The following is a 21095-nucleotide window of genomic DNA, read 5'->3' on the forward strand; positions in this document are numbered from 1 at the left end:
GTGCGGCACTGGCCAGCACCACGCCGGGCAGGCCGCCGTTGTGGAAGACGGCGGGCTGCTCGTAGGCGCCGCTGGCGACCACCACGCTGCCGGCGCGCATCTTGACCATGCGCTCCGCGCTGACCAGCGGAATCCAGTGGTCCTTGTAGTAGCCGGCGGCGTAGGTGGCGGTGACGACGCGGATGCGCGGCTCGGCGGCCACGCAGGCGAGGAGCTCGGCGTGGGTGCGGCGGCGGGTGGCGTCGTTGCCGAGCTGGTAGCCGGCGGCACCGCCGATGCGGGCGTTCTCGTCCACCACCACCACGTCGGCGCCCTGGGCGGCGGCGGCCAGCGCGGCGGAGAGGCCGGATGCGCCGCCACCGATCACCAGCACGTCGCAGAAGTCGTAGGCCTTGGGCGTGCGCTTGTGGGGGGTGGCGAAATCGACGCGGCCGAGGCCGGTCATCATCCGGAACATGCGCTCCCACATGGGGAACAGGCGCTTGTTGTGGAAAGCCTTGTAATAGAAGCCCACCGGCAGGAAGCGCGACAGCTTGCCGAGGATGCGGCCCTTGTCGTTCTCCAGCGAGCCGAAGGTGTTGACCGCGGTGAGGTTCATGCCGGCGACCAGCGGCGTGACGTCAGCGCGCAGGTTGGGCATGTCGCCCCACTGGTGGATGGCGTTGGTGTCGTGGTTGGCGAGGGACAGCACGCCGCGGGGCCGGTGGTACTTGAAGCTGCGGCCCAGCACGCGGACATCGGCGCCCCACAGGGCGGTGGTGACGGTGTCACCCTCGTAGCCCTTGTAGCTGCGGCCCTCGAAGCTGAATTCGACGGAACGGGAGCGGTCGATCCATTCGCCGCTGATGGCAGGCAGTCGCATCAGGCTTCTCCCTCGTAAAAGTAGGTGCGCACGACGACGTCCTTCTCGGTGTCGCGTTCGGCGATGAACCAGGTGTTGCTGGGGGTGTGGCACCACCACTCGCGCTTCACGCCGGGGGCGCCGTTGCGGTTGAAGACGTAGTCGGCCCAGGTGGCGTCGTCGCAGGCGGTGGGGTCGGGCATCGGCCGGACTTCGCCCCAGTAGAAGAACTCGGAGACGGGGCGCGGACCGTTGAGGGGACAAGTCATGATCTTCATGGTCGGAACCTCGCTTAGTGGCCCACGCTCGCCGCGCCCTTTTCGCCGGTGAGGGCGTAGTTGCGGAAGCGGTCGAGGGAGAAGCCGGTGATGAGCGGATGGGTGGTGTCGGTGGCCACCGTGTGGGCCATGGTCTTGCCGCACACCGGCGTGGCCTTGAAGCCCCAGGTGCCCCAGCCGGAATCCAGGTAGAAGCCTTCGACCGGCGTCTTGCCCATCACCGGGGCGAAGTCCGGCGTCATGTCGGCCATGCCGGCCCACTGGCGCATCACCTTCACGTTGGAGAGGAAGGGGAACATCTCGAGCATGTGGGTGGTAAGGCCTTCCACGAAGTCCAGCGTGGAGCGGGTGCCGTGGAGCTCGTAGGGGTCGAGGGAGGCGCCCATCACCAGCTCGCCGCGGGCCGACTGGCTGATGTACACATGCAGGCTGCCGGAGACGAGGATCGGGTCGAGCCAGGGCTTGACCGGCTCGCTGACCATGGCCTGCAGCGGGTGGATGTAGATCGGCGACTTGATGTCCACCATCTTGAGGATGCGCGGGGTGGAGCCGGCCACCGCGCACAGCACCTTGCCCGTGGCGATGTAGCCGCGGGAGGTCTGCACGCCCTTGACCTTGCCGCCTTGCACGTCGATGCCGAGCACTTCGGTCTGCTGGTGGATTTCGACGCCACGCTGGTCGGCGCCGCGGCCGTAGCCCCAGGCCACCGCGTCGTGGCGGGCCACCGAGCCGGGCGCGTGGTACAGGGCGCCGAGGATCGGGGCGTGGCCGCCGCAGGTGATGTCGATCATCGGCGCGGCTTCCTTCACCACCTCCGGGCCGACCACTTCCGAGGCCACGCCGTAGTGCTTGTTCACCTCGGCGCGCCAGCGCATGGTGCGCAGGGCGGCGTCGGTGTGGGCCAGGGTGAAGTGGCCGCGGTTGGCGTAGAACAGGTTGAGGTCGAAGTCCTGGGACAGGTCCTGCCACAGGCGGACCGACTCGTCATAGAACTGCACGCCCTCGGGGGTGAGGTAGTTGGAGCGGATGATCGTGGTGTTGCGGCCGGTGTTGCCGCCGCCGATGTAGCCCTTCTCGAGCACGCAGACGTTGGTGATGCCGTGCTCGCGGGCCAGGTAGTAGGCCGCCGCCAGACCGTGCCCGCCGCCGCCGATGATCACCACGTCGTAGCTCGACTTGAGCTCGGCGTGGGGGGTGAACATCCGCGGTTCGGGATGTTTCTTGTTGAGCGCAAAGCGCAGGAGACGCCAGGGCATGGTGGATTCCTCAGTCTCTGTTTGGGGTTGGGCGGCTTAGCGGAACACCACCGTCTTGTTGCCATGCACCAGCACCCGGTCTTCCAGGTGGTAGCGCAGGCCGCGGGCCAGCACGGCCTTCTCGATGTCCTTGCCGTAGCGCACGAGGTCGTCCGGGGCGTCGGAGTGATCCACGCGGATCACGTCCTGTTCGATGATCGGGCCCTGGTCGAGCTCGCTGGTCACGTAGTGGCAGGTGGCGCCGATCAGCTTCACGCCCCGGGTGTAGGCCTGGTGGTAGGGCTTGGCGCCCACGAAGCTGGGCAAAAAGCTGTGGTGGATGTTGATGATCCGGCCGGGGTAGTTGGCGCACAGCTCGGGCGACAGGATCTGCATGTAGCGGGCGAGGACCATCACGTCGCCCTCGGCCTCGTTGAAGAGCTGCTCGACCTTGGCGTAGGCGGCGGGCTTGTTGTCCGGGGTCACCGGCACGTGGTGGAAGGGAATGCCGTGCCATTCCACAAAACCCCGGAAGGTCTCGTGGTTGGAGATCACGCAGGGGATGTCGATGTCCAGGTCGCCGGACTGCCAGCGGGCAAAGAGGTCGTACAGGCAGTGCTCCTGCTTGGAGACCAGGATCACCACGCGCTTCTTGCGGGCGCTGTCGCTGATCGACCAGTCCATGCCGAACTCGGCGGCGATGGGGGCGAACTTCGCCTGAAACTCGCCCAGACCGAACGGCAGCGTGTCGGCCAGGATTTCCTGACGCATGAAGAAACGGCCGGCTTCGGCATCCGCGTGGTTGCTGGCCTCGGTGATCCAGCCCTTGTGTTGGGCCAGGAATCCGCTCACCGCGGCGACGATGCCGACCCGATCCGGGCACGAGAGGGAGAGGGTGTAACGACGATTCGACGACATGTTCGCTGCTCCGCTGGAAAGTTCATACAACGAATTATTTTTGAACATGGTGCATCTTCGATAACTGCGTGTCAACTATTTTTCTCAGCAGGAAACATATGGCGTGTGCAATAATCGCCCCAGCCTGTTGAGGGGAAATTCCATGACCGAAAACCAAGACACGACCAGCCTCGAGCGCTACCTGGGCAACACCATCCGCGACCTGCGCCAGAAGCACGGGCTGACCATCGCCGACGTGGCCACCCTGGCCGGCATCAGCCGCGGCATGCTCTCCAAGATCGAGAACGCCCAGACCGCCACCAGCCTCGACACCCTGTCACGGCTCGCCGGCGCCCTCGGGGTGTCGATCTCCGCGCTGTTCCGCGGCTACGACGTGCGCGACGGCAGCGCCCAGCTGGTGAAGGACGGCGAAGGGATGGAGGTGGTCCGCCGGGGCACCAAGAGAGGCCACACCTACCACCTGCTGGCCTACGACCAGGGGCCGACCAAGGTCTTCGAGCCCTTCCTGATCACCATCGACCACGCCTCCGAGACCTTCCCGATCTTCGAGCACCCGGGCACCGAGTTCATCTACATGCTCGAAGGCGAGATCGAGTACCGCCACGGCCAGAACACCTACGTGCTCAAACCGGGCGACGCCCTCACCTTCCGGGGCGACGTGCCCCACGGGCCGGAGAAGCTCAACCAGGTGCCGATCAAGTTCCTGTCGATCCTGATGTATCCGGCCGGCGGCGAAGACTGACCGCCACCCGCCGCGCTGACGAATCGGGACGCCCACGGGCGTCCCGATGTCGTTACGGGCGCCCTCCGCTCAGAGGTGGTAGGCCGATTCGCCGTGGGCCGCGTGATCCAGGCCCTCCCGCTCGTCCTCTTCGCTCACGCGCAGGCCGATGGTCATGTCGATCAGCTTGAAGCCGAGATACGAGACCACGCCCGACCACACCACCGCGGTGCCCACGCCCCAAGCCTGGGCGATCAGCTGCGCGCTCATGTCGTAGGGCGCAACGGCGTTGGCAACGTAGTCATAGACGCCGGTGCCGCCCAGCTCCGGCGCGGCGAACACGCCGGTGAGCAGCGCACCGAGGATGCCGCCCACGCCATGTACGCCGAACACGTCGAGGGTGTCATCCACGCCCAGCATGCGCTTGAGGCCATTGACGCCCCAGTAGCACACCACGCCACCCAGCAGCCCCATCACGATGGCGCCCATCGGGCCGACCAGACCGCAGGCCGGGGTGATCACCACCAGGCCGGCGATGGCGCCAGACACCGCCCCGAGCATCGACGGCTTGCCCTTCAGCACGGCCTCGATCACCGTCCAGGCGACGGTTGCCGCACAGGTGGCCACCAGCGTGTTGAAGAAGGCGAGGCCCGCAGTGGCGCCCGCTTCCAGCGACGAACCCACGTTGAAGCCGAACCAGCCCACGAACAGCAGCGACGCGCCAACCATGGTCATGGTGAGGCTGTGGGGGGCCATCGACTCGCGGCGATAGCCCAGGCGCGGGCCGATCATGAAGGCGCCAACCAGCGCCGCCACACCGGCGTTGATATGCACCACCGTGCCGCCCGCGAAATCCAGCGCGCCCTTGCCGAACAGGAAGCCTGCCACTGCGCCCGCCTTCTCCGCGGCCTCGGCCGAGGTGTAGGCATCCGGGCCGGCCCAGTACCACACCATGTGGGCCATCGGGATGTAGGAGAAGGTGAACCAGATCACCATGAAGATCAGCACCGCCGAGAACTTGATGCGCTCGGCGAAGCCGCCGATGATCAGCGCCGGGGTGATCGCCGCGAAGGTCAGCTCGAAGGCCGCGAAGATGTACTCCGGCAGCACCACGCCCTTGCTGAAGGTGGCCACCACCGATTCCGGCGTCACACCCTTCATGAAGAGCTTGTCGAAACCACCGATGAAGGCGTTGCCGTCGGTGAAGGCTAGGCTGTAGCCATACACCGCCCACAACACCCCGAGCAGACAGAACACCACCAGCGTCTGCATGAGCACCGACAGCATGTTCTTGGCACGCACCATGCCGCCGTAGAACAGGCCGAGGCCCGGCGCGGCCATCATCACCACCAGCAGCGTGGCGGTGATCAGCCAGGCCGTGTCGCCCTTGTTGGGCACCGGCGCCGCAGCGGCCGCTTGGGCCGCCACATCCGCCACCGCCGCGGCGGCAGGCGCCGCGTCCTCGGCAAAACCGGGTACGGCAATGAGCATCCCCAGCAAGGGGGATGCACTGATGAGCAAGCGTTTCATCGTCTTCTCTCCTTACAGGGCTTCGTTGCCGGACTCGCCGGTACGGATGCGGATGGCTTTTTCCAGATCGAAGACGAAGATTTTTCCGTCGCCGATCTTGCCGGTGGATGCGGACTTCTCGATGGCGCCGATGGCGTCCTCCACCCGCTCGTCGGGCACCGCCATCTCCAGCTTCACCTTGGGCAGGAAATCCACCACGTACTCGGCGCCCCGGTAGAGCTCGGTGTGGCCCTTCTGGCGGCCGAAGCCCTTCACCTCGGTGACGGTGAGGCCGTGCACGCCCACCACGTTGAGGGCCTCGCGGACCTCGTCGAGCTTGAAGGGCTTGATGATTGCGCTAATGAGCTTCATGGGAGCGTCCTCCACGAAGCGGCGCCGGGGCGCACCGTACGACCGTTCTCTGCTGGCATTGCATGGCTGTACCTCCATTGCATGAAGTGAATAAATTTTTCACTACATGAAGCATGAGACGTGCCACGACAGCAAAGCCCGATTTAGCGGGCTTTAACCACAGAGAAACAAAGATTAATGCACCACAACACGGCGCACGCCTGCTGCGGCGCACCAAAGCGGGACGCAGAACCGGTGGAAAATGGACGCGGAGCAAGCGCGGAACCGCGCCCGCCGTCAGCCCGGCGGAAGGTGCTTGCCGGCCTCCCGCCGGGTGAGGGGAGACAGCTTGGTTGCGTGGCGGGCGAGGAAATCCCCCACCGCCGCCGGATCGTGCCGGGCGTAGTCGCGCAGCGCCCAGCCGATGGCCTTGCGGATGAAGAAGTCAGTCTCGGGCGCCAGCCGCAGCGCATAGCCGAACAGCCGCGTCACATCGGTGTCGCCGCGCCAGCCAAGCTGGTGGAGCATCGCGATGCGCCGCACCCATTTGTCCGGGTGCACCACCGCCGCGTCCATCTGCCGCGCCGCCTCGGCCGGCAGCGGGCGCAGCACGTCGCCCACCACCCCGGCCAGCACATCCACGGTGTCCCACCAGGCCTTGCCGCGGGCGAGCTCGATCAGCGCCGGCACGTCGGCGGCCCCCAGCGCCCGCCACTGACGTGCGAGCAGATCACTGCCCACGTACTGACACTCCCGCTCCGACTGCGCCCACAGGTCGGCCGCGATCGCAAAGAGCTCATCCGCCGGCCGAGCCTCGCGGATGAACGGCCGCGTCAACGCCCGCCGCACGGGCGTCTGAATGCCGAAGAACGCAAACTGACCGCGCATGTAAGCCACCATTCCCTCCGCACGGGCAGGGTCGGCATGGGCGGCAAGCGCGGTGACGATGGACTGGGCGACGGGATGCATGGAGGAAGGATGGCAAGATCTGCGTCGAGATCCTAGGCCGCGGCCATCACGCCGGCAAGGAGCGACGGCGGACGCAAAAAAGGCCGGAACCCTTGATTTTGCTGGGTTTGCCGGCCTGATTCGGAACACTGCGGAACATCTAATGGTGCCTTGGGCGAGACTCGAACTCGCACGGCTTTCGCCACTACCCCCTCAAGATAGCGTGTCTACCAATTTCACCACCAAGGCACTGCAGCAACCTGTTTGACGAGGAGCGCAGAAGGGCGTGAATTCTAGCTTAATCCTGAGCTTCGTCAAGGGGTGATTGCATGTCCCCGGCGGACGACCCGTCGGCCGGGGTGGCCTGTGGTACCGTGGGAGACACGGCACGCCCGGATGCGGGGACGGTTGTCCTGCCCCTGCCGGCCTTGATGCGCGCCGCCCCTGCTCGTCCGGAGACCCCATCCGCATGATCGACTGGCTACCCGCTCTGGTCAGAACCCTCGCCGCCGGCGATTCTGCCGTGCTGCTCACGATCGTCCACACCGTCGGCTCCACGCCCCGCGAAGCCGGCACGACCATGCTGGTCACGCCGGGCGACAAGCTGGGCAGCGTTGGCGGCGGGCAGCTCGAATGGCTCGCCACCAGCGCCGCTGATGCGTTGCTCGAAGTGGGCGGCCCGCCCCGCCTGCTGCGCTTTGCTCTCGGCCCGACCATGGGCCAGGCCTGTGGCGGCATCGTGTGGCTGGCGGCAGAACGCATCGACACCGCCACGCAGCCCGAATGGCAGGTGCGTGCCTCGGCGGTCGAGGCCGGCATGGGCTTGCGCCGCCGGCTCTCCGACACCGACGGCGCATCCGGCTGGACACTGAGCGACCCGCGGCTTGCGGGTAGCGGGCCGGATTTTGCCCACCTCACCACCCACGGCGAGCACTGGTGCTTCAGCCAGCAGCTGGGGGGCGATCCGTTTCCGGTCTATGTGTTCGGCGCCGGCCACGTGGGCTCGGCTGTGGTGCGCGCCCTCACGCCGCTGGGCACCCAGATCACCTGGGTGGATGGTCGGGCCGAGCTGTTCGAGGCGGCGGGCCCCCAGGCCGACAATGTCCGCCCGCTCGTCACCGACCAGCCCACCACCCAGATCGCCACCGCCCCGCCGGGCGCCTACCTTCTGGTGATGACCCACAGCCACGCCCTCGACCTTGAACTCTGCGAGGCCGCCTGCCTGCGCGAGGATTTCGCCTTCCTGGGCCTCATCGGCTCCGAATCCAAACGGGAGGCCATCAGCCGGCAGCTGATCCATCGCGGCCTCCACCCGGAGCGCCTCGACGACCTTACCTGCCCCATCGGCATCCCCGGCATCGAGGGCAAGCATCCGGCGGCCATCGCGGCGTCGGTGGCGGCGCAGATCCTCCAGGTGCGCGAAACCCGCATGGCTATCGGCCACGCCACCCACCCGGGGCCCGACGTGCCGCCCCTGTCGTCGCTGCCGAGGCCCCAATGATGGCCGCGCAGCATGTCCTGGTGCGCGGGCAGGTGCTGCACTTCCTGTCCGATCCGGGGCCGGAGGCCGACCCGGCCGCCTGGCAATATTTCGACGACGGTGGCCTGTGGATCGTCGATGGACGCATCGAGGGCGCCGGGCCGTGGGACGCCATCGTCCCGGCCCTGCCGCCCGGCGTGCGCGAAGCCGCCGCCTTCCACGACCACCGGGGCCGCCTCGTGCTGCCGGGCTTCGTGGACACCCACCTGCACTACGCCCAGGCCGGGATCATCGGCGCCTACGGCCGCCAGCTGCTCGACTGGCTGAACGACTACACCTTTCCCGCCGAAGCGCGGCTGGCCGATCTTTCCGAGGCCGAGCGGGCCGCTGCCTTCGTAGTGGAGCGCCTGCTCGCCCACGGCACCACGTCCGCGTCGGTGTTCGGCACCGTGCATGCCCACTCGGCCGACGCCTTCTTTGCGGTGGCCGAGGCGCACCGGCTGCGCCTGCTGTGCGGCAAGGTGCTGATGGACCGCAACTGCCCCGATAACCTGCGCGACACCGCCGAATCGGGCATCCGCGACAGCCTGGACCTGATCAACCGCTGGCACGGCCGCGGGCGCCTGCGCTACAGCCTCACGCCGCGGTTCGCGCCCACCTCGACCCCGGAGCAGCTGCGCCTCGCCGGCGAGCTCTTCGCCAGCGTGCCGGACCTGCACCTTCAGACCCACCTGGCCGAAAATCGCGCCGAAATGGCCTGGGTGGCCGATCTTTTTCCGGATCGGCGCAGCTATCTGGATGTCTATACCCATTTTGGGCTTGCCGGCCCGCGGGCCATCCACGCCCACTGCATCCACCTGAGCAACGACCAACGCCGGGCGATGGCGGCCAGCGGCACCAGCGCGGCCTTCTGCCCGAGCTCCAACCTGTTTCTCGGCAGCGGCTTCTTCGATCACGCGGCCAGCCTCGACGCCGGCCTGCGGGTGGGCCTCGCCACCGACATCGGCGCCGGAACCGGCTTCAGCCTGCTCGCCACCCTGCGCGACGCCTACCACGTGAGCCAGGCCTGCGGCACGCCGCTGGGGTCGCTCCGGGGCTTCTACCTCGCCACCCTGGGCGGGGCCCGGGCGCTTTATCTGGACGACTTCATCGGCAGCTTCGCGCCGGGCCGGGAGGCGGATTTGGTGGTTCTCGACTGGGCCGCCACGCCGGAACTCGCGTGGCGGATGGAGCGCACCACCACGCTGGCCGAACGCCTGTTCGCGCTGATGATCCTCGGCGACCAGCGCTGCGTGGTGGCCACCCACGTGCTGGGCGAGGTGGCCTGGCGACGGGGCTGACCCCCATCAGGCGGGCAGCAGCACCGCTTCCTTCGGGTTGGGGCCGTATTCGTTGGTGCCCGGCTGGCTGTCCTTCACCATGAAGAACAGCATGATCAGCGGGCCGACCAGCGGAATCAGCGTGATCAGCATCCACCAGCCCGACTTGCCGATGTCGTGCAGCCGACGCACCGACAGGGCGAGGCTCGGGACGAACACCACCAGCGTGTAGAGGCCCGACACCACATCGGTCAGCCCGCCCCCCTTGCCACCAACCAGGCCGGCCAGCATGCCCAGCCCCAGGGCGATCAGCAGGTTGAAGAGGGTGAACATCCAGTATTCCTTGCGCGGCGAACGCCCCTTGAACTCGGCGAACTTGCGGAACGCCAGCAGATACCACTCCATCCTGTCACCTCATGCGTGAAAACGGGCGGATTGCCCCTGAACGACGATAGCATGCGCCGCGGCGCCGGTGCTCGATCCGGGCGCTGCCCGCCCCTTCACAGCGGGCGGCAAGCAGACTACCTTCCGGGTTTGCCCGTCGCCTCGCCCCCATGCCGCCGTCCCTCCGCGCCCTCGCCTCCCGCAACTACCGGATTTACTTCGCCGGCCAGCTGGTGTCACTCGCCGGCACCTGGATGCAGCAGATCGCCATGGTGTGGCTGGCCTACCGGCTCACCGGCTCGGCCTTCGTGCTGGGGGCGGTGGGCTTTGCCAGCCAGATCCCGATCCTCGTGCTGGGCGCCTTCGGCGGGGTGATGACCGACCGCTTCGACCGGCGCCGGCTGCTCCTCGTCACCCAGGCCCTGTCGATGGCCCAGGCGCTGCTGCTGGCGCTGCTGGCCTGGCAGAACGCCGCCACACCGGCCCACCTCATCATGCTGGCCTTCGGGCTGGGCTGCATCAACGCGCTGGACGTGCCAGCCCGCCAGTCCATCGTGGTGCAGCTGGTCAATCACCGGGACGATCTGCCCAACGCCATCGCGCTCAACTCGTTCATGATGCACGCCACCCGCTTCGTGGGCCCGGCCCTGGCCGGCTGGGTGGTGGCCACCACCGGCGAGGCCCTGTGCTTCCTGCTCAACGCCGCGTCGTATCTGGCGGTGCTGCTGGCCCTGCTGGCGATACGCCTGCCGGCCGGCACCGGCACGCGACCGTCCGCCCCGCCGCTGCAAGCGCTGCGGGAAGGGCTCGCCTACTGCGCCGGCAATCGGGCGATCCGCTCGTCGCTGCTGCTGGTGGCCAGCCTGAGCCTGCTCGCCACGCCTTACGCGGTGCTGATGCCGCTGTTTGCGAAGGAAATCTTTGGCGGCGACGCCCGCCTGTTCGGCCTGCTGATGGGCTGCGCCGGCGCCGGGGCGCTGTCGGGCGCGGTGCTGCTGGCAAGCCGCACCGACACCGCCGGCCTCACCGCGCTGGTGGGGCGCGCGGCGCCGGCGGCTGGCGTGGCGGTGGCGGGCCTCGGTGTGTCCAGCAGCCTGTGGCTCAGCGTGCCGATTCTGGTGGTGCTGGGTTTTGCGATCCTGCTGTGCGTGGCGGGCAGCAACACCCTGATCCAGACCGCCGTGAACAACGACTTCCGCGGCCGCGTGATGGCGCTGTTCACCATGGCCTTCCTGGGCCTCGCGCCCATCGGCAGCTTCGTGGTGGGCAGCGCCGCCCACGCCTTCGGGGTGCGCCCGACGCTGGTGGTGTGCGGGCTGGCGAGCTGCGTGGCCGGGCTGATCTACCGGCGCAGCCAGCGGGCCAGTCAGGGGGCCGCCGAGGTGGCCACTTAGGCGGCCGCGTCGCCACCCTTGGCCTCGCGCAGTTCGTCTTCGTCGAGGAGCGAGGTGTCGCCCAGCAGCTTCATCACGTTGGGGCCCCGCCAGGTGCCCACTTCGTGCAGCGCGGGCAGCTCCTTGAGGTGAGGGCGCTGGCGCTCCAGGGTGAAGACGCCCATGAGACAGGCGTCGTGGGCTTCGCACAGCAGATCCCGCAGGTTGCTCTCGCCCTGCTCGATCAGCGCCCGCAGGCGGACCAGAAAGGGACGCAGCTGCGCCACGCTCAACATGTGGCCGCGGATCTCGTCGATATCCACCCAGTCGTCGTGCTCGAAGATGTCCCGCTCCCGCCGCAGCAGATCGGTGGCCTTGCTGATGAAGACTTCGTCGCGGGGATAGAAGGGCACGCCGTCGGGGAGATCCGTCTCGTCGTAGTCGCCGAGGATAGAGAACTTCTCTTCGAGGATGGCGACGGCGCGCTCGATGGCCTTCAGGTCGTTCTGGCTGAAATCGAAAGTGGCTCGGTAGTCGTAGTCGTCGTTCATGGCTGCCTCCGGCAGGCTTCGGGAAGATCACGCCCCGAAAGGGCGCGGCACCAGACGGAATTCTAGGCCCGGAATCGCAATCTGCATATTCCGGAAAGCATCGCGGGATGCGATGAAGGCATCGGCCTGGCGCTTCCGGCAGCCCGGCCAGAACCCATGATGGGCATCCGTGACCGCGAGCGGGACGGTCGCACGCCCGCCGGGCTGTGCAGGCGCTCACAGAACGGCCGGAAAGACGCTTGCCGCCCGATCGGCGCGACGCTTATCGTCGGGAGCCAACAACAATAATCAAAAGGGCGTCCCAATGCCTTCCACCTCCCGCCTCGCCGAGCAGACCTGGACCCTTCTCAACGAAAGTACCTCGCAGCCAATCCGGGACGTCGTCGCGACGCTCATCCTGCAGCACCGGTCGACGCTGGCCACCACGTTCTACGCCTTCATGCTCAACGACGCCGCGGCCCGCCCATTCCTGTCGCTGGCCGCGGTCGAGGCCCGCCTCAAGCCCGGCCTGCAGCGCTGGATGGAGGTGCTGTTCTGCCACACCACCCGGGACGAGCTCGCCGCCGCGCTGGCCATGCAGCGCCATGTGGGTGAAGTCCACGCCCGCGCCCAGATTCCCGTCGGGCTGGTGGCCAAGGGGCTGCGCCTGCTCAAGCACGACATCAACGCCCTGCTGATCGAAACGCCGCTGGAGCGGATCGAGCTCGTCCGCGCGGTGGTGTACGTGGATGCGCTGATCGACGTGGCCTTCGAGGAAATGAGCACTGCCTTCGTGATGTTCTCGGAGCGCGGCGCCCGCACCGACGAGGCCTTCCGCATGTCGGTAGCCGGCCACGACCTGGCGCTGGAGCGCGAGAAACAGTCCGTCGCACTGCTCGAATGGGAGGCGCGCTTCTACCGCATGCTCGCCTCGGGCAGCGCCGCCGACGAGATGCCCAACCTGCAGGAGTCCGAGTTCGGCCTGTGGCTGCACCACAAGGCGCCGATGCTCTTCGACGATTCCCGCGAGCTGCCGCTGATCACCGAATGCGTCGAGCGGGTGGATGAGGCGCTGTTTCCCCAGCTCACCCTGGGCCGCGACCGGAACATGCAGTCCGAGGTCAATCGCGACCTGGCCCGGGCGGTGCTCAAGCAGCTGGACGAGATCAAGTTCCTGCTGCGGGCGATGTTCGACCGGCTGGTGGATCTGGAAGTCGGCCGCGACGTGCTGACCCAGCTCTTCAACCGGCGCTTCCTGCCCTCGGTGCTCAAGCGCGAAATCACCCTGTCGCGCCAGCGCGGGCGGCGCTTCTGCGTGCTGATGCTCGACATCGACCACTTCAAGCGGGTCAACGACGCCCACGGCCACGAGGCCGGCGACCGGGTGCTGCAGCACGTGGCCAGCCAGATCATGAACCTGGTGAGGAGCGGCGATTTCGTCTTCCGCTACGGCGGCGAGGAGTTCCTGGCGGTGGTGGCGGCGGTGGATCAGGAACGCGCCCGGGCCGTCGCCGAGAAGATCCGCCAGCAGATCGAGGCGGCTGACATCCCGCTCTCCGGCGGCCAGTCGGTGCGCGTCACCACCAGCATCGGCATCGCCGAGGACGACGGTCACCCGGATTACCAGCGCCTCATCGAGCGCGCCGACAAGGCGCTCTACGCCGCCAAGGAAGGGGGGCGGAACCGCGTGGTGGTGGCCTGATATCATTCGGGCCTCCCCTTTTCTGCGCCCCGCGGGCCCCGCGCCCGCCCCCGCCATGACCGAAAGCCCCGGCCTTCGCGTGCTGTCGCTCATCCCGCCGATGACGCAGCTCAACACGCCCTACCCGTCCACCGCCTACCTCACCGGCTTCCTGCGTGCGCGGGGCGTGGACGCGCGGCAGGACGACCTGGCCCTCAAGCTGGTGCTCGAACTCTTCACCCCGGACAGCCTCGCCGCCCTGCGGGCGCTCACCCGGGCGATGCCCGCCAAGAAGCGCCCGCCCGCGCTGCAATCCTTCGACGCCCAGTTCGACCGCTACCTCGCCACCGTCAGCGCAGTGCTGGGCTTTCTGCAGGGGCGCGACCCGACCCTCGCCCACCGCATCGCCAGCCGCGCCTTTCTGCCCGAAGGCCCGCGCTTCGCGTCGCTGGACGCCTACTACGACCCGGACGGCGGCGACCCCCTCGCCTGGGCCTTCGGCGCCCTCGGCGTGCAAGATAAAGCCCGGCACCTGGCCACCCTCTACCTCAACGACCTCGCCGACGTGCTGCGCGAGGCCGCCGACCCGCGCTTCGAGTTCGTCCGCTACGCCGAATCCCTGGCGATGGCCCAGCCCACCTTCGCGCCGCTCGCCGCCGCCCTGGCCGCGCCGCCCACGCTGGTGGACGAGACCCTCGCCCGCCTCACGCTGGATGCCGTCGCCCGCCACGCACCGCGCGTCGTGCTGCTGTCGGTGCCCTTCCCCGGCTCGGTGTACGCCGCCTTCCGCATCGCCCAGACCATCAAGGCCCACGACCCGTCCATCGTCACCGTGCTGGGCGGCGGCTTCGTGAACACCGAGCTGCGCGAGCTCACCGAGCCGCGGGTCTTCGACTACTTCGATTACGTGACGCTCGACGACGGCGAGCGCCCGCTCCTCGCGCTGCTCGAACACCTCGACGGCAAGCGCGGCAAGTCGCGGCTGGTGCGCACCTACGTGCGTGAAGACGGCGCCGTGCGCTACATCAACCTCGCCGAGCCCGACATCCCCTTTGCCGAGGTCGGCACGCCCACCTGGGACGGCCTGCCGCTGGATGGCTACCTGTCCATCCTCGACATGCTCAACCCCATGCACCGGCTGTGGTCCGACGGGCGCTGGAACAAGCTCACCGTGGCCCACGGCTGCTACTGGAAGAAGTGCAGCTTCTGCGACGTGAGCCTCGACTACATCGGCCGCTACGACGCCGCCAGCGCCGAAGTCCTCGTCGATCGCATCGAGGCCGTGGTGGCCGAGACCGGCCAGACCGGCTTCCACTTCGTGGACGAAGCCGCCCCGCCCAAGATGCTCAAGGCCCTGGCCGACGAGCTCGCCCGGCGCAAGCGCAGCATCAGCTGGTGGGGCAACATCCGCTTCGAGAAGTCCTTCACCCCGGAGCTGTGCCAGCAGCTCGCCGACAGCGGCTGCATCGCCATCTCCGGCGGGCTGGAGGTCGCCTCCGACCGCCTGCTCACGCTGATGAAGAAGGGCGTGTCGGTGGATCAGGTGGCCCGCGTCACCAAGGGCTTCTCCGACGCCGGCATCCTGGTGCACGCCTACCTGATGTACGGCTTCCCCACGCAAACCGTGCAGGACACGGTGGACGCGCTGGAATACGTCCGCCAGCTCTTCGACGCCGGCTGCATCCAGTCCGGCTTCTTCCACCGCTTCGTGTGCACCGTGCACTCGCCGGTGGGCCAGCACCCGGACGAATACGGCATCAAGCTCAAGCCCCTGCCGCCCATCAGCTTCGCCAAGAACGACGTGGGCTTCATCGACCCCACCGGCGTGGACCATGACGCCCTTGGCGTGGCCCTCAACAAGGCGCTTTACAACTACATGCACGGCATCGGCCTCGACGAGGACGTGCGTCGCTGGTTCGACACCAAGGTGCCCAAACCCCGCGTCCCGCGCAACTTCATCGCCCGCGCCCTGGGCTATTGATCCACTGCAATCGCCATGAAAATCAACCTCATCCCCCTCGGCACGCGCTTCGAATACGAAGGCGAGATCTACACCAAGACCGGCCCGATGACCGCCGCCTCCGAGAAAGGCGGCCAGCGCATGATCCCGCGCTACGCGGTGCTGCGCCCCGTCGGCGAAATTCCGCCCGCCCCGTCCCCCGCCCCGGGCCGGCCGGTGGACGCCGACAAGGTCCGCGCCGCCTTCGATACCTACCACGCCGTAGCCCTGCGCCTCGCCGACGACTTCTCCCGGCCCGAGCTCGAAGCCGCACGCCAGAAGTTCCTGGCAACGCTGGGCGACTGAGGCGCCGGCAGCGGGCGCCGTCCCTGCCCGCCCCCCTTGATGCGATAATCCGCCCTTTCCCACGATCGGCGTGCCGGCCTGCGGCTGCCGTTTGCGCTCATGCACGTTTTACTGCCGGACCACCCCGCCCGTCGCGCCGCCCCCATCGGCGCCGCCCTGCGCCCGAAGGCCGCCCGATGACGATGGACATTTCCAGCACCAGCGGCCGGGTTCGCGCCTGGTTCGACATGCACCTGGTGGACCACGGGGCGATCCGCGCCATCTACAACAACTTCTACGACCTGGGCGGCGGCATGTACCGCTCCAGCCAGCCCAGCCCGGCGCAGATCCGCAAGTACGCCCGCAAGTTCGGCCTCAAGAGCATCATCAACCTGCGCGGCGCCCACGGCTACGGCTCCTACGCCCTCGAGAAGGAAGCCTGCGACGAGGCCGGCATCGCGCTCCACGACGTGAAGCTCTACTCCCGTACGCCGCCGGAGATCGAGGAAGTCCACGCGATGGACGAATTATTCAAAAAAATTGAATACCCGGCGCTGCTTCATTGCAAATCCGGTGCAGACCGGGCCGGCCTCGGCGCCGCCCTGTACCGCATCCTGCACCTGGGCCATCCGGTCGAGGAGGCGATGAACGAGCTCTCCTGGAAGTACGGCCACTTCAAGCGCGCCAAGACCGGCGTGCTGGATTTCTTCTTCGCCACCTACGTGGCCCGCAACGCCCGGTCGCCGATCAGCTTTCTCGACTGGGTGAATACCGAATACAACCGCCTCGAACTGCACGCCCGCTTCCGTGAGGAAGGCTGGGCCAGCCTGATCGTGGACAAGGTGCTGCACCGGGAATGAACGAATCCATCCAGCTTTACCGCCGCCTGCTCGGCTCGGTGCGGCCCTACTCGCGGGTGGTGCTGCTGTCGATCCTGGCAATGGTCGCCGCAGCCTCCCTCGAGCCCGTGCTGCCGAGCCTGCTCAAGCCCCTGGTGGACGAGAGCCTCATCAAGAAGAGCCAGACCGCCCAGTGGCAGGTGCCGCTGTTCCTGATGCTCGCCTTCCTGGCCAAGGGCGTCGCCGAATACGCCGCCAACGTGTCGAGCCAGTGGATCGCCAACAAGGCCATCAACGACTTGCGCCAGCAGGTGTTCCGCCACCAGATGCACCTGCCGATCCCGGTGCACCAGGCCGAAGCCGGCGGGCGGATGCTGTCGCGCATCCTCTACGACATCCCCCAGGTGGGCGCGGCGCTGTCCAACGCGTGGATCATCGTGGTGCGCGACTCGCTGATCATCGTCGGCCTCACCGGCTACCTGATCTACACCGCCTGGGAGCTCACCCTCGTCATCGTCGCCATCGCGCCGATCGTGGCGTGGCTGATCCGGGTGGCGAGCCGCAAGCTGCGCGGCTCCAACCGCGAGATGCAGGAGACCGCCGGGCACCTCACCGGCACGGTGGAAGAAACCCTCGGCGGCGTGCGCGAGATCAAGCTCTTCGGCACCCACGACCACGAGGACGCCCGCTTCGCCGACATCTCCGAAAAGCTGCGCAAGCAGACCATGCACACCGTGCGCGTGTCGGCGATCAACGTGCCGCTGGTGCAGGTGCTCGCCGCAGCGGCGGTGGCCACGGTGATCTGGACGGCCACGTCGCTGTCGGCCCAGGATAAGCTCAGCCCCGGTGAGTTCGTCTCCTTCGTCACCGCCATGTCGATGCTGTTCGAGCCGATCCGCCGCCTGACCAACATCAACGCCGTGATCCAGCGCGGTCTGGCCGGCGCCCAGAGCATCTTCGAGCTCCTCGACACCCCGGCCGAGGTCGACACCGCCACCGGCAGCTTCCCCCGCGCCAGCGGCGCGCTGCGCTTCGAGCACATCAGCTTCCGCTACCCCGGCCAGACCGAATACGCCCTGCGCGACTTCGACCTGGACATCCCGCCCGGCCAGACCATCGCCCTGGTGGGCGCCTCCGGCAGCGGCAAGAGCACGCTCGTCAATCTGGTGGCCCGCTTCTACGACATCGACGAAGGCCGCATCCTCCTCGACGGCACGCCGCTGTCCAGCCTGCCGCTCGCCCACCTGCGCCAGCAGCTCGGCTGGGTCGGCCAGCAGGTGGTGCTGTTCGACGACAGCGTGGCCGCCAACATCGCCTACGGCCGGCCCGACGTGCCCGAGGCCGAGATCATCAAGGCCGCCCGCGCCGCCCACGCGATGGAGTTCATCGACAAGCTGCCCGACGGCCTCGCCACCCGCGTCGGCGCCAACGGCAGCCAGCTCTCCGGCGGCCAGCGCCAGCGCATCGCGATTGCCCGCGCCTTCCTGCGCGATGCGCCGATCCTGCTGCTGGACGAAGCCACCTCGGCACTCGACAACGAATCCGAACGCGCCGTGAAGGACGCGCTCATCGAACTCCGCAAGAACCGCACCGTGATCGTCATCGCCCACCGCCTGTCCACCATCCGCGACGCCGACCGCATCGTGGTGATGGAGCGCGGGCGCATCGTCGAATCCGGCACCCACGACACCCTGGTCGCCGCTGGCGGCGCCTACGCCCGGCTGCTCGCCAGCGGCGAGGCCCACGATATTCCGGAGGCCTGAACCCATGAGCGATCGCGTCGCCCTCTACTTCGTCGCATCGCCGCTGCAGTATCTGGCGGCGCGGCGCATCGCCGAAAACTTCGAGCCCGGTGCCCGCCAGGTGCTGGTGTGCTACAAGCGGGGCGTCACCCCGATCATCAAGCAGACCGACTGGGACGCCGCCGGCTACATGCCCTGGCCCCGCTGGGAACCCCTGCCCGGCCCCTTCGGCCGCCTGCGCCGCCAGCGCGAGAACATCCGGCTGGTGGCCGATCTGGTCGGCCGCTGCAAGGTGCTGCACATCCACAGCGCGGTGTTCGACACCGAGGCGATCAACTACTTCCTGCGCGCCCTGCCGCCCCGCTGCGGCGCCAGCGAGATGCACGCCCGCATCCTGCCCGACGGCATCATCAGCATCCGCCGCTACCCGCTCACCCTCGCCAAGCGCTTCCTCCAGTACGTGCGCAAGCTGCGCCAGCTGGTGGCGCCCGAGCTTGATTACTGGTGCTTCTCGGGCGACCGCATCGGCTCCGACGCGCCCTTCTGCGACCGCGTCTACGTGCTGCCCGGCCTGCCCCACGAATACCCGCCGGCCAAGGCGGTAGTGCTGCCGCCACTGGTCGAGCCCGACCCGACCCGCGTTGTTGGCGACGGCGAACCTACCGCCCTGGTGATCGGCCAGCCCCTGGAAGGCGCCGGGCTGATGAAGGGCACCGACCGGGACGCCGTCAGCGAGGAGATCCGCGCCTGGCTCGCCGCCCGCGGCATCACCCGCATCTTCTACAAGGGCCACCCGAAAGATCCATCGCGGGAGCTCAACCAGCCTGCCTACGAAGTGGTCAATCTGGACGAGCCGCTCGAAGTCCACCTCGCCCGCACGCCCTACAACGCCGTCGTCGGGGTGCGCTCCAGCGCCCTGCTGTTCGCCCGCCAGACCGCCCCGGCCAGCACGAAGGTGGTCGCCTTCGGCTGGGACCGGGTGCGCTTCAAATCCGCCGACGAGAAGCGCCAGATGCTGGAAGCCTTCCGCACCACCGGGGTCGATGTCCATGGCGCCTGAGATCCGGCCGGCGCCCTTCACCCGACCGGAACCCGCGCCCGCAGTGCGGCGGCCGTATCTCGTCTTCATGCGGGTCGGCGCCACCGACCTGCTGCCCGACTGGCTCGCCGCCGAACCCGAGCGCAACTGGGACGTCTTCGTGAGCGGCTACGCCCCGCGCGAACCCCAGCCCGGCGCCGTCGCCACCGTGATCGGCGGCTACAACAAGCTCTCCCACTTCCGCGAATGCGTGCAATCCGGCGCGCTGGATCTGTCTGCCTACCGCTACGTGCTGCTGGCCGACGACGATCTGGCGGTCACCGCCGGCAGCATCTCGGCCTTCTTCGAAGACGTCGACCGCCTCGGCCTCGCCGTCGCCCATCCGGCCCAGGACTGGTCCGGCTACTGGTCGCACCGCATCATGCTGCGCAACCCGCTGGCCGAATGGCGCGAGACCAATTTCGTCGAGATCATGTGCCCCTGCCTCGACACCGGCTTCATCGCCCGCCGGCTGAACGACCTGCCGATCACCTTCAGCACCTGGGGCACCGACCACGCCCTGTGCCACCTGGCCCGCCAGGACGGCGGCAAGGTGGGCATCATCGACACCACGGTGATCCGCCACACCCGGCCGATCAAGACCGACGGCGCCTTCTATCGCAAGCTTGCCGGCGACGGCATCGACCCGGAAGCCGAGTTCCGGTCGGTGCTTGCCACGCTGCCCGAAGACTGCCGCCATCATCGGGTGCTCGGCCACCACCCCGCGCCGGGCCTGCTGGCGCCCCTGCGCGGCCTGGCGGCGCGGCTCGTCGAAAAACACAAGTCACGCATCCTGCGGTTCAAGGGCCACCACGGCCGACTGGAATACTGACCACACCATGAAGATATTCGTCGTCAATCTTGAGCGTGCCGCCGACCGTCGCGAGGCCATCCTCCGGCACCTGGGCGAGCTCGGGCTCGAGGCGGAGATCCTGCCGGCCGTCGAAGGCGTCAAGGTCGATCGCGCCACCCTCGGCCCCGACGCCGAGCCTGGCCTCTCCAACGGCGAGGTGGGCTGTTACCTCAGCCACCTGCGCTTCTGGCAGATCGTCGTCGAGCGCCGCCTGCCCCACGCCATCGTCCTCGAAGACGACGTGGTGTGCAGCCCCTCGCTGATGCGCGTCGCCCGCGAAGCCGCCGCCCTGATGCCGCCCTTCGACGCGGTGCGCCTGTCCGCCCTCCAGCCGATCCGCGGGATTCCCGTCGCCACCCTGTCGGGCGGCGAGCAGCTCGTCCTGCCCACCAAGCACCCCAGCGGCACCCAGGGCTACATGGTCAGCCTCGAAGGCGCGCGCCGCCTGCTGGCCGCCATCCCGGTGCCCAAGAGCCCCATCGACGACACCCTCGACCGCTACTGGAAGTACGGCCTGTGCGTGCCTGTGCTTTCCCCGAGCGTGGTGGTCGAAGATGCCAGCATCGCCAGCAGCATCGGCGCGCGCTTCGGCAGCAAGGGCGCAGACAGCGTCGCCCGCCGCCTGACCCGCCACTTCGCCCGGGTCGCCGAGGCCGAACGGCGCAAGATCAGCGTGTTCCTGATGGCCCGCCGGATCAGGGCGAAACTGCAGGGCCGCGGCTGAGGCACGT

Annotated in this window: 21 protein-coding genes and 1 tRNA gene; 12 read left to right on the forward strand and 10 right to left on the reverse strand. The window is 68.2% G+C overall.

The window, feature by feature from the left end:
• The 4 genes from QQK25_RS14310 to purU all read right to left on the reverse strand — a co-directional run.
• Positions 1-862 (reverse strand): FAD-dependent oxidoreductase (locus QQK25_RS14310; RefSeq protein ID WP_284188522.1); only part of this gene is annotated, 862 nt, incomplete at its 3' end.
• On the reverse strand, positions 862-1119 hold the full coding sequence (locus QQK25_RS14315) for a sarcosine oxidase subunit delta (protein WP_284188523.1): 258 nt from the start codon (positions 1117-1119) through the stop codon (positions 862-864). The genes QQK25_RS14315 and QQK25_RS14310, both read right to left, overlap by 1 nt.
• A 14-nt stretch (positions 1120-1133) precedes the next feature.
• Positions 1134-2375, reverse strand: a complete 1242-nt coding sequence (locus tag QQK25_RS14320; RefSeq protein ID WP_284188524.1) for an FAD-dependent oxidoreductase — start codon at positions 2373-2375, stop codon at positions 1134-1136.
• 36 nt (positions 2376-2411) lie between these two features.
• Positions 2412-3272 carry a formyltetrahydrofolate deformylase gene (purU, locus tag QQK25_RS14325; RefSeq protein ID WP_284188525.1) on the reverse strand — a complete coding sequence of 287 codons (861 nt, stop codon included), beginning with the start codon at positions 3270-3272 and terminating at the stop codon, positions 2412-2414.
• Positions 3273-3414: 142 nt separating this feature from the next.
• On the opposite strand from purU, the gene QQK25_RS14330 reads away from it, so the two are divergent.
• Complete coding sequence (locus tag QQK25_RS14330) at positions 3415-4014, forward strand: helix-turn-helix domain-containing protein (RefSeq protein ID WP_284188526.1); 600 nt, start codon at positions 3415-3417, stop codon at positions 4012-4014.
• A gap of 69 nt (positions 4015-4083) precedes the next feature.
• Here QQK25_RS14330 and QQK25_RS14335 read toward each other — a convergent pair whose 3' ends face one another.
• The 4 genes from QQK25_RS14335 to QQK25_RS14350 form a co-directional block, all read right to left on the reverse strand.
• Entirely contained in the window at positions 4084-5523 is a 1440-nt protein-coding gene (locus QQK25_RS14335; protein ID WP_284188527.1) for an ammonium transporter, read from the reverse strand.
• A gap of 12 nt (positions 5524-5535) precedes the next feature.
• Entirely contained in the window at positions 5536-5874 is a 339-nt protein-coding gene (locus QQK25_RS14340; RefSeq protein WP_284188528.1) for a P-II family nitrogen regulator, read from the reverse strand.
• 276 nt (positions 5875-6150) lie between these two features.
• Positions 6151-6822 (reverse strand): DNA alkylation repair protein, encoded by a 672-nt coding sequence (locus QQK25_RS14345; protein ID WP_284188529.1) that lies wholly within the window; start codon positions 6820-6822, stop codon positions 6151-6153.
• Positions 6823-6965: 143 nt separating this feature from the next.
• Positions 6966-7050: transfer RNA gene (locus tag QQK25_RS14350), tRNA-Leu, on the reverse strand.
• A gap of 220 nt (positions 7051-7270) precedes the next feature.
• Between QQK25_RS14350 and xdhC the strand changes: the two genes are divergently transcribed.
• Both xdhC and guaD read left to right on the forward strand, forming a co-directional pair.
• Positions 7271-8302, forward strand: a complete 1032-nt coding sequence (xdhC, locus tag QQK25_RS14355) for a xanthine dehydrogenase accessory protein XdhC (protein WP_284188530.1) — start codon at positions 7271-7273, stop codon at positions 8300-8302.
• Positions 8302-9621, forward strand: coding sequence for a guanine deaminase (guaD, locus tag QQK25_RS14360; protein WP_438696447.1), 1320 nt, complete (start codon positions 8302-8304; stop codon positions 9619-9621). The genes xdhC and guaD overlap by 1 nt, the downstream gene beginning before the upstream one ends.
• 6 nt (positions 9622-9627) lie before the next feature.
• Here guaD and QQK25_RS14365 read toward each other — a convergent pair whose 3' ends face one another.
• Positions 9628-10005, reverse strand: coding sequence for a DUF805 domain-containing protein (locus QQK25_RS14365; RefSeq protein WP_284188532.1), 378 nt, complete (start codon positions 10003-10005; stop codon positions 9628-9630).
• Positions 10006-10154: 149 nt separating this feature from the next.
• Between QQK25_RS14365 and QQK25_RS14370 the strand changes: the two genes are divergently transcribed.
• Entirely contained in the window at positions 10155-11378 is a 1224-nt protein-coding gene (locus QQK25_RS14370) for an MFS transporter (RefSeq protein ID WP_284188533.1), read from the forward strand.
• On the opposite strand, the gene QQK25_RS14375 is transcribed toward QQK25_RS14370, so the two are convergent.
• On the reverse strand, positions 11375-11908 hold the full coding sequence (locus tag QQK25_RS14375; RefSeq protein WP_284188534.1) for a hypothetical protein: 534 nt from the start codon (positions 11906-11908) through the stop codon (positions 11375-11377). The genes QQK25_RS14370 and QQK25_RS14375 overlap by 4 nt on opposite strands.
• A gap of 304 nt (positions 11909-12212) precedes the next feature.
• On the opposite strand from QQK25_RS14375, the gene QQK25_RS14380 reads away from it, so the two are divergent.
• The 8 genes from QQK25_RS14380 (at position 12213) to QQK25_RS14415 (ending at position 21088) form a co-directional block, all read left to right on the forward strand.
• Complete coding sequence (locus tag QQK25_RS14380; RefSeq protein WP_284188535.1) at positions 12213-13589, forward strand: GGDEF domain-containing protein; 1377 nt, start codon at positions 12213-12215, stop codon at positions 13587-13589.
• A 55-nt stretch (positions 13590-13644) separates the two neighbouring features.
• Positions 13645-15549 carry a B12-binding domain-containing radical SAM protein gene (locus tag QQK25_RS14385; protein WP_284188536.1) on the forward strand — a complete coding sequence of 635 codons (1905 nt, stop codon included), beginning with the start codon at positions 13645-13647 and terminating at the stop codon, positions 15547-15549.
• 15 nt (positions 15550-15564) lie between these two features.
• Entirely contained in the window at positions 15565-15873 is a 309-nt protein-coding gene (locus QQK25_RS14390) for a hypothetical protein (RefSeq protein ID WP_284188537.1), read from the forward strand.
• Positions 15874-16049: 176 nt separating this feature from the next.
• Positions 16050-16712 carry a fused DSP-PTPase phosphatase/NAD kinase-like protein gene (locus tag QQK25_RS14395; RefSeq protein WP_284188538.1) on the forward strand — a complete coding sequence of 221 codons (663 nt, stop codon included), beginning with the start codon at positions 16050-16052 and terminating at the stop codon, positions 16710-16712.
• The gene (gene msbA / locus QQK25_RS14400; protein ID WP_284188539.1) at positions 16709-18454 is read left to right on the forward strand and encodes a lipid A export permease/ATP-binding protein MsbA; all 1746 of its coding nucleotides are present in this window, start codon (positions 16709-16711) and stop codon (positions 18452-18454) included. The genes QQK25_RS14395 and msbA overlap by 4 nt, the downstream gene beginning before the upstream one ends.
• Before the next feature lie 4 nt (positions 18455-18458).
• Entirely contained in the window at positions 18459-19493 is a 1035-nt protein-coding gene (locus QQK25_RS14405; protein WP_284188540.1) for a polysialyltransferase family glycosyltransferase, read from the forward strand.
• On the forward strand, positions 19483-20343 hold the full coding sequence (locus QQK25_RS14410; RefSeq protein ID WP_284188541.1) for a hypothetical protein: 861 nt from the start codon (positions 19483-19485) through the stop codon (positions 20341-20343). Before QQK25_RS14405 ends, QQK25_RS14410 begins: the two co-directional genes overlap by 11 nt.
• A 7-nt stretch (positions 20344-20350) precedes the next feature.
• A complete protein-coding gene (locus QQK25_RS14415) occupies positions 20351-21088 on the forward strand; it encodes a glycosyltransferase family 25 protein (protein ID WP_284188542.1) in 738 nt (245 codons plus the stop codon).
• The last annotated feature ends 7 nt before the right edge of the window (positions 21089-21095 follow it).

It is taken from the genome of Zoogloea oryzae (genome assembly GCF_030161255.1).
Lineage (GTDB): Bacteria > Pseudomonadota > Gammaproteobacteria > Burkholderiales > Rhodocyclaceae > Zoogloea > Zoogloea oryzae.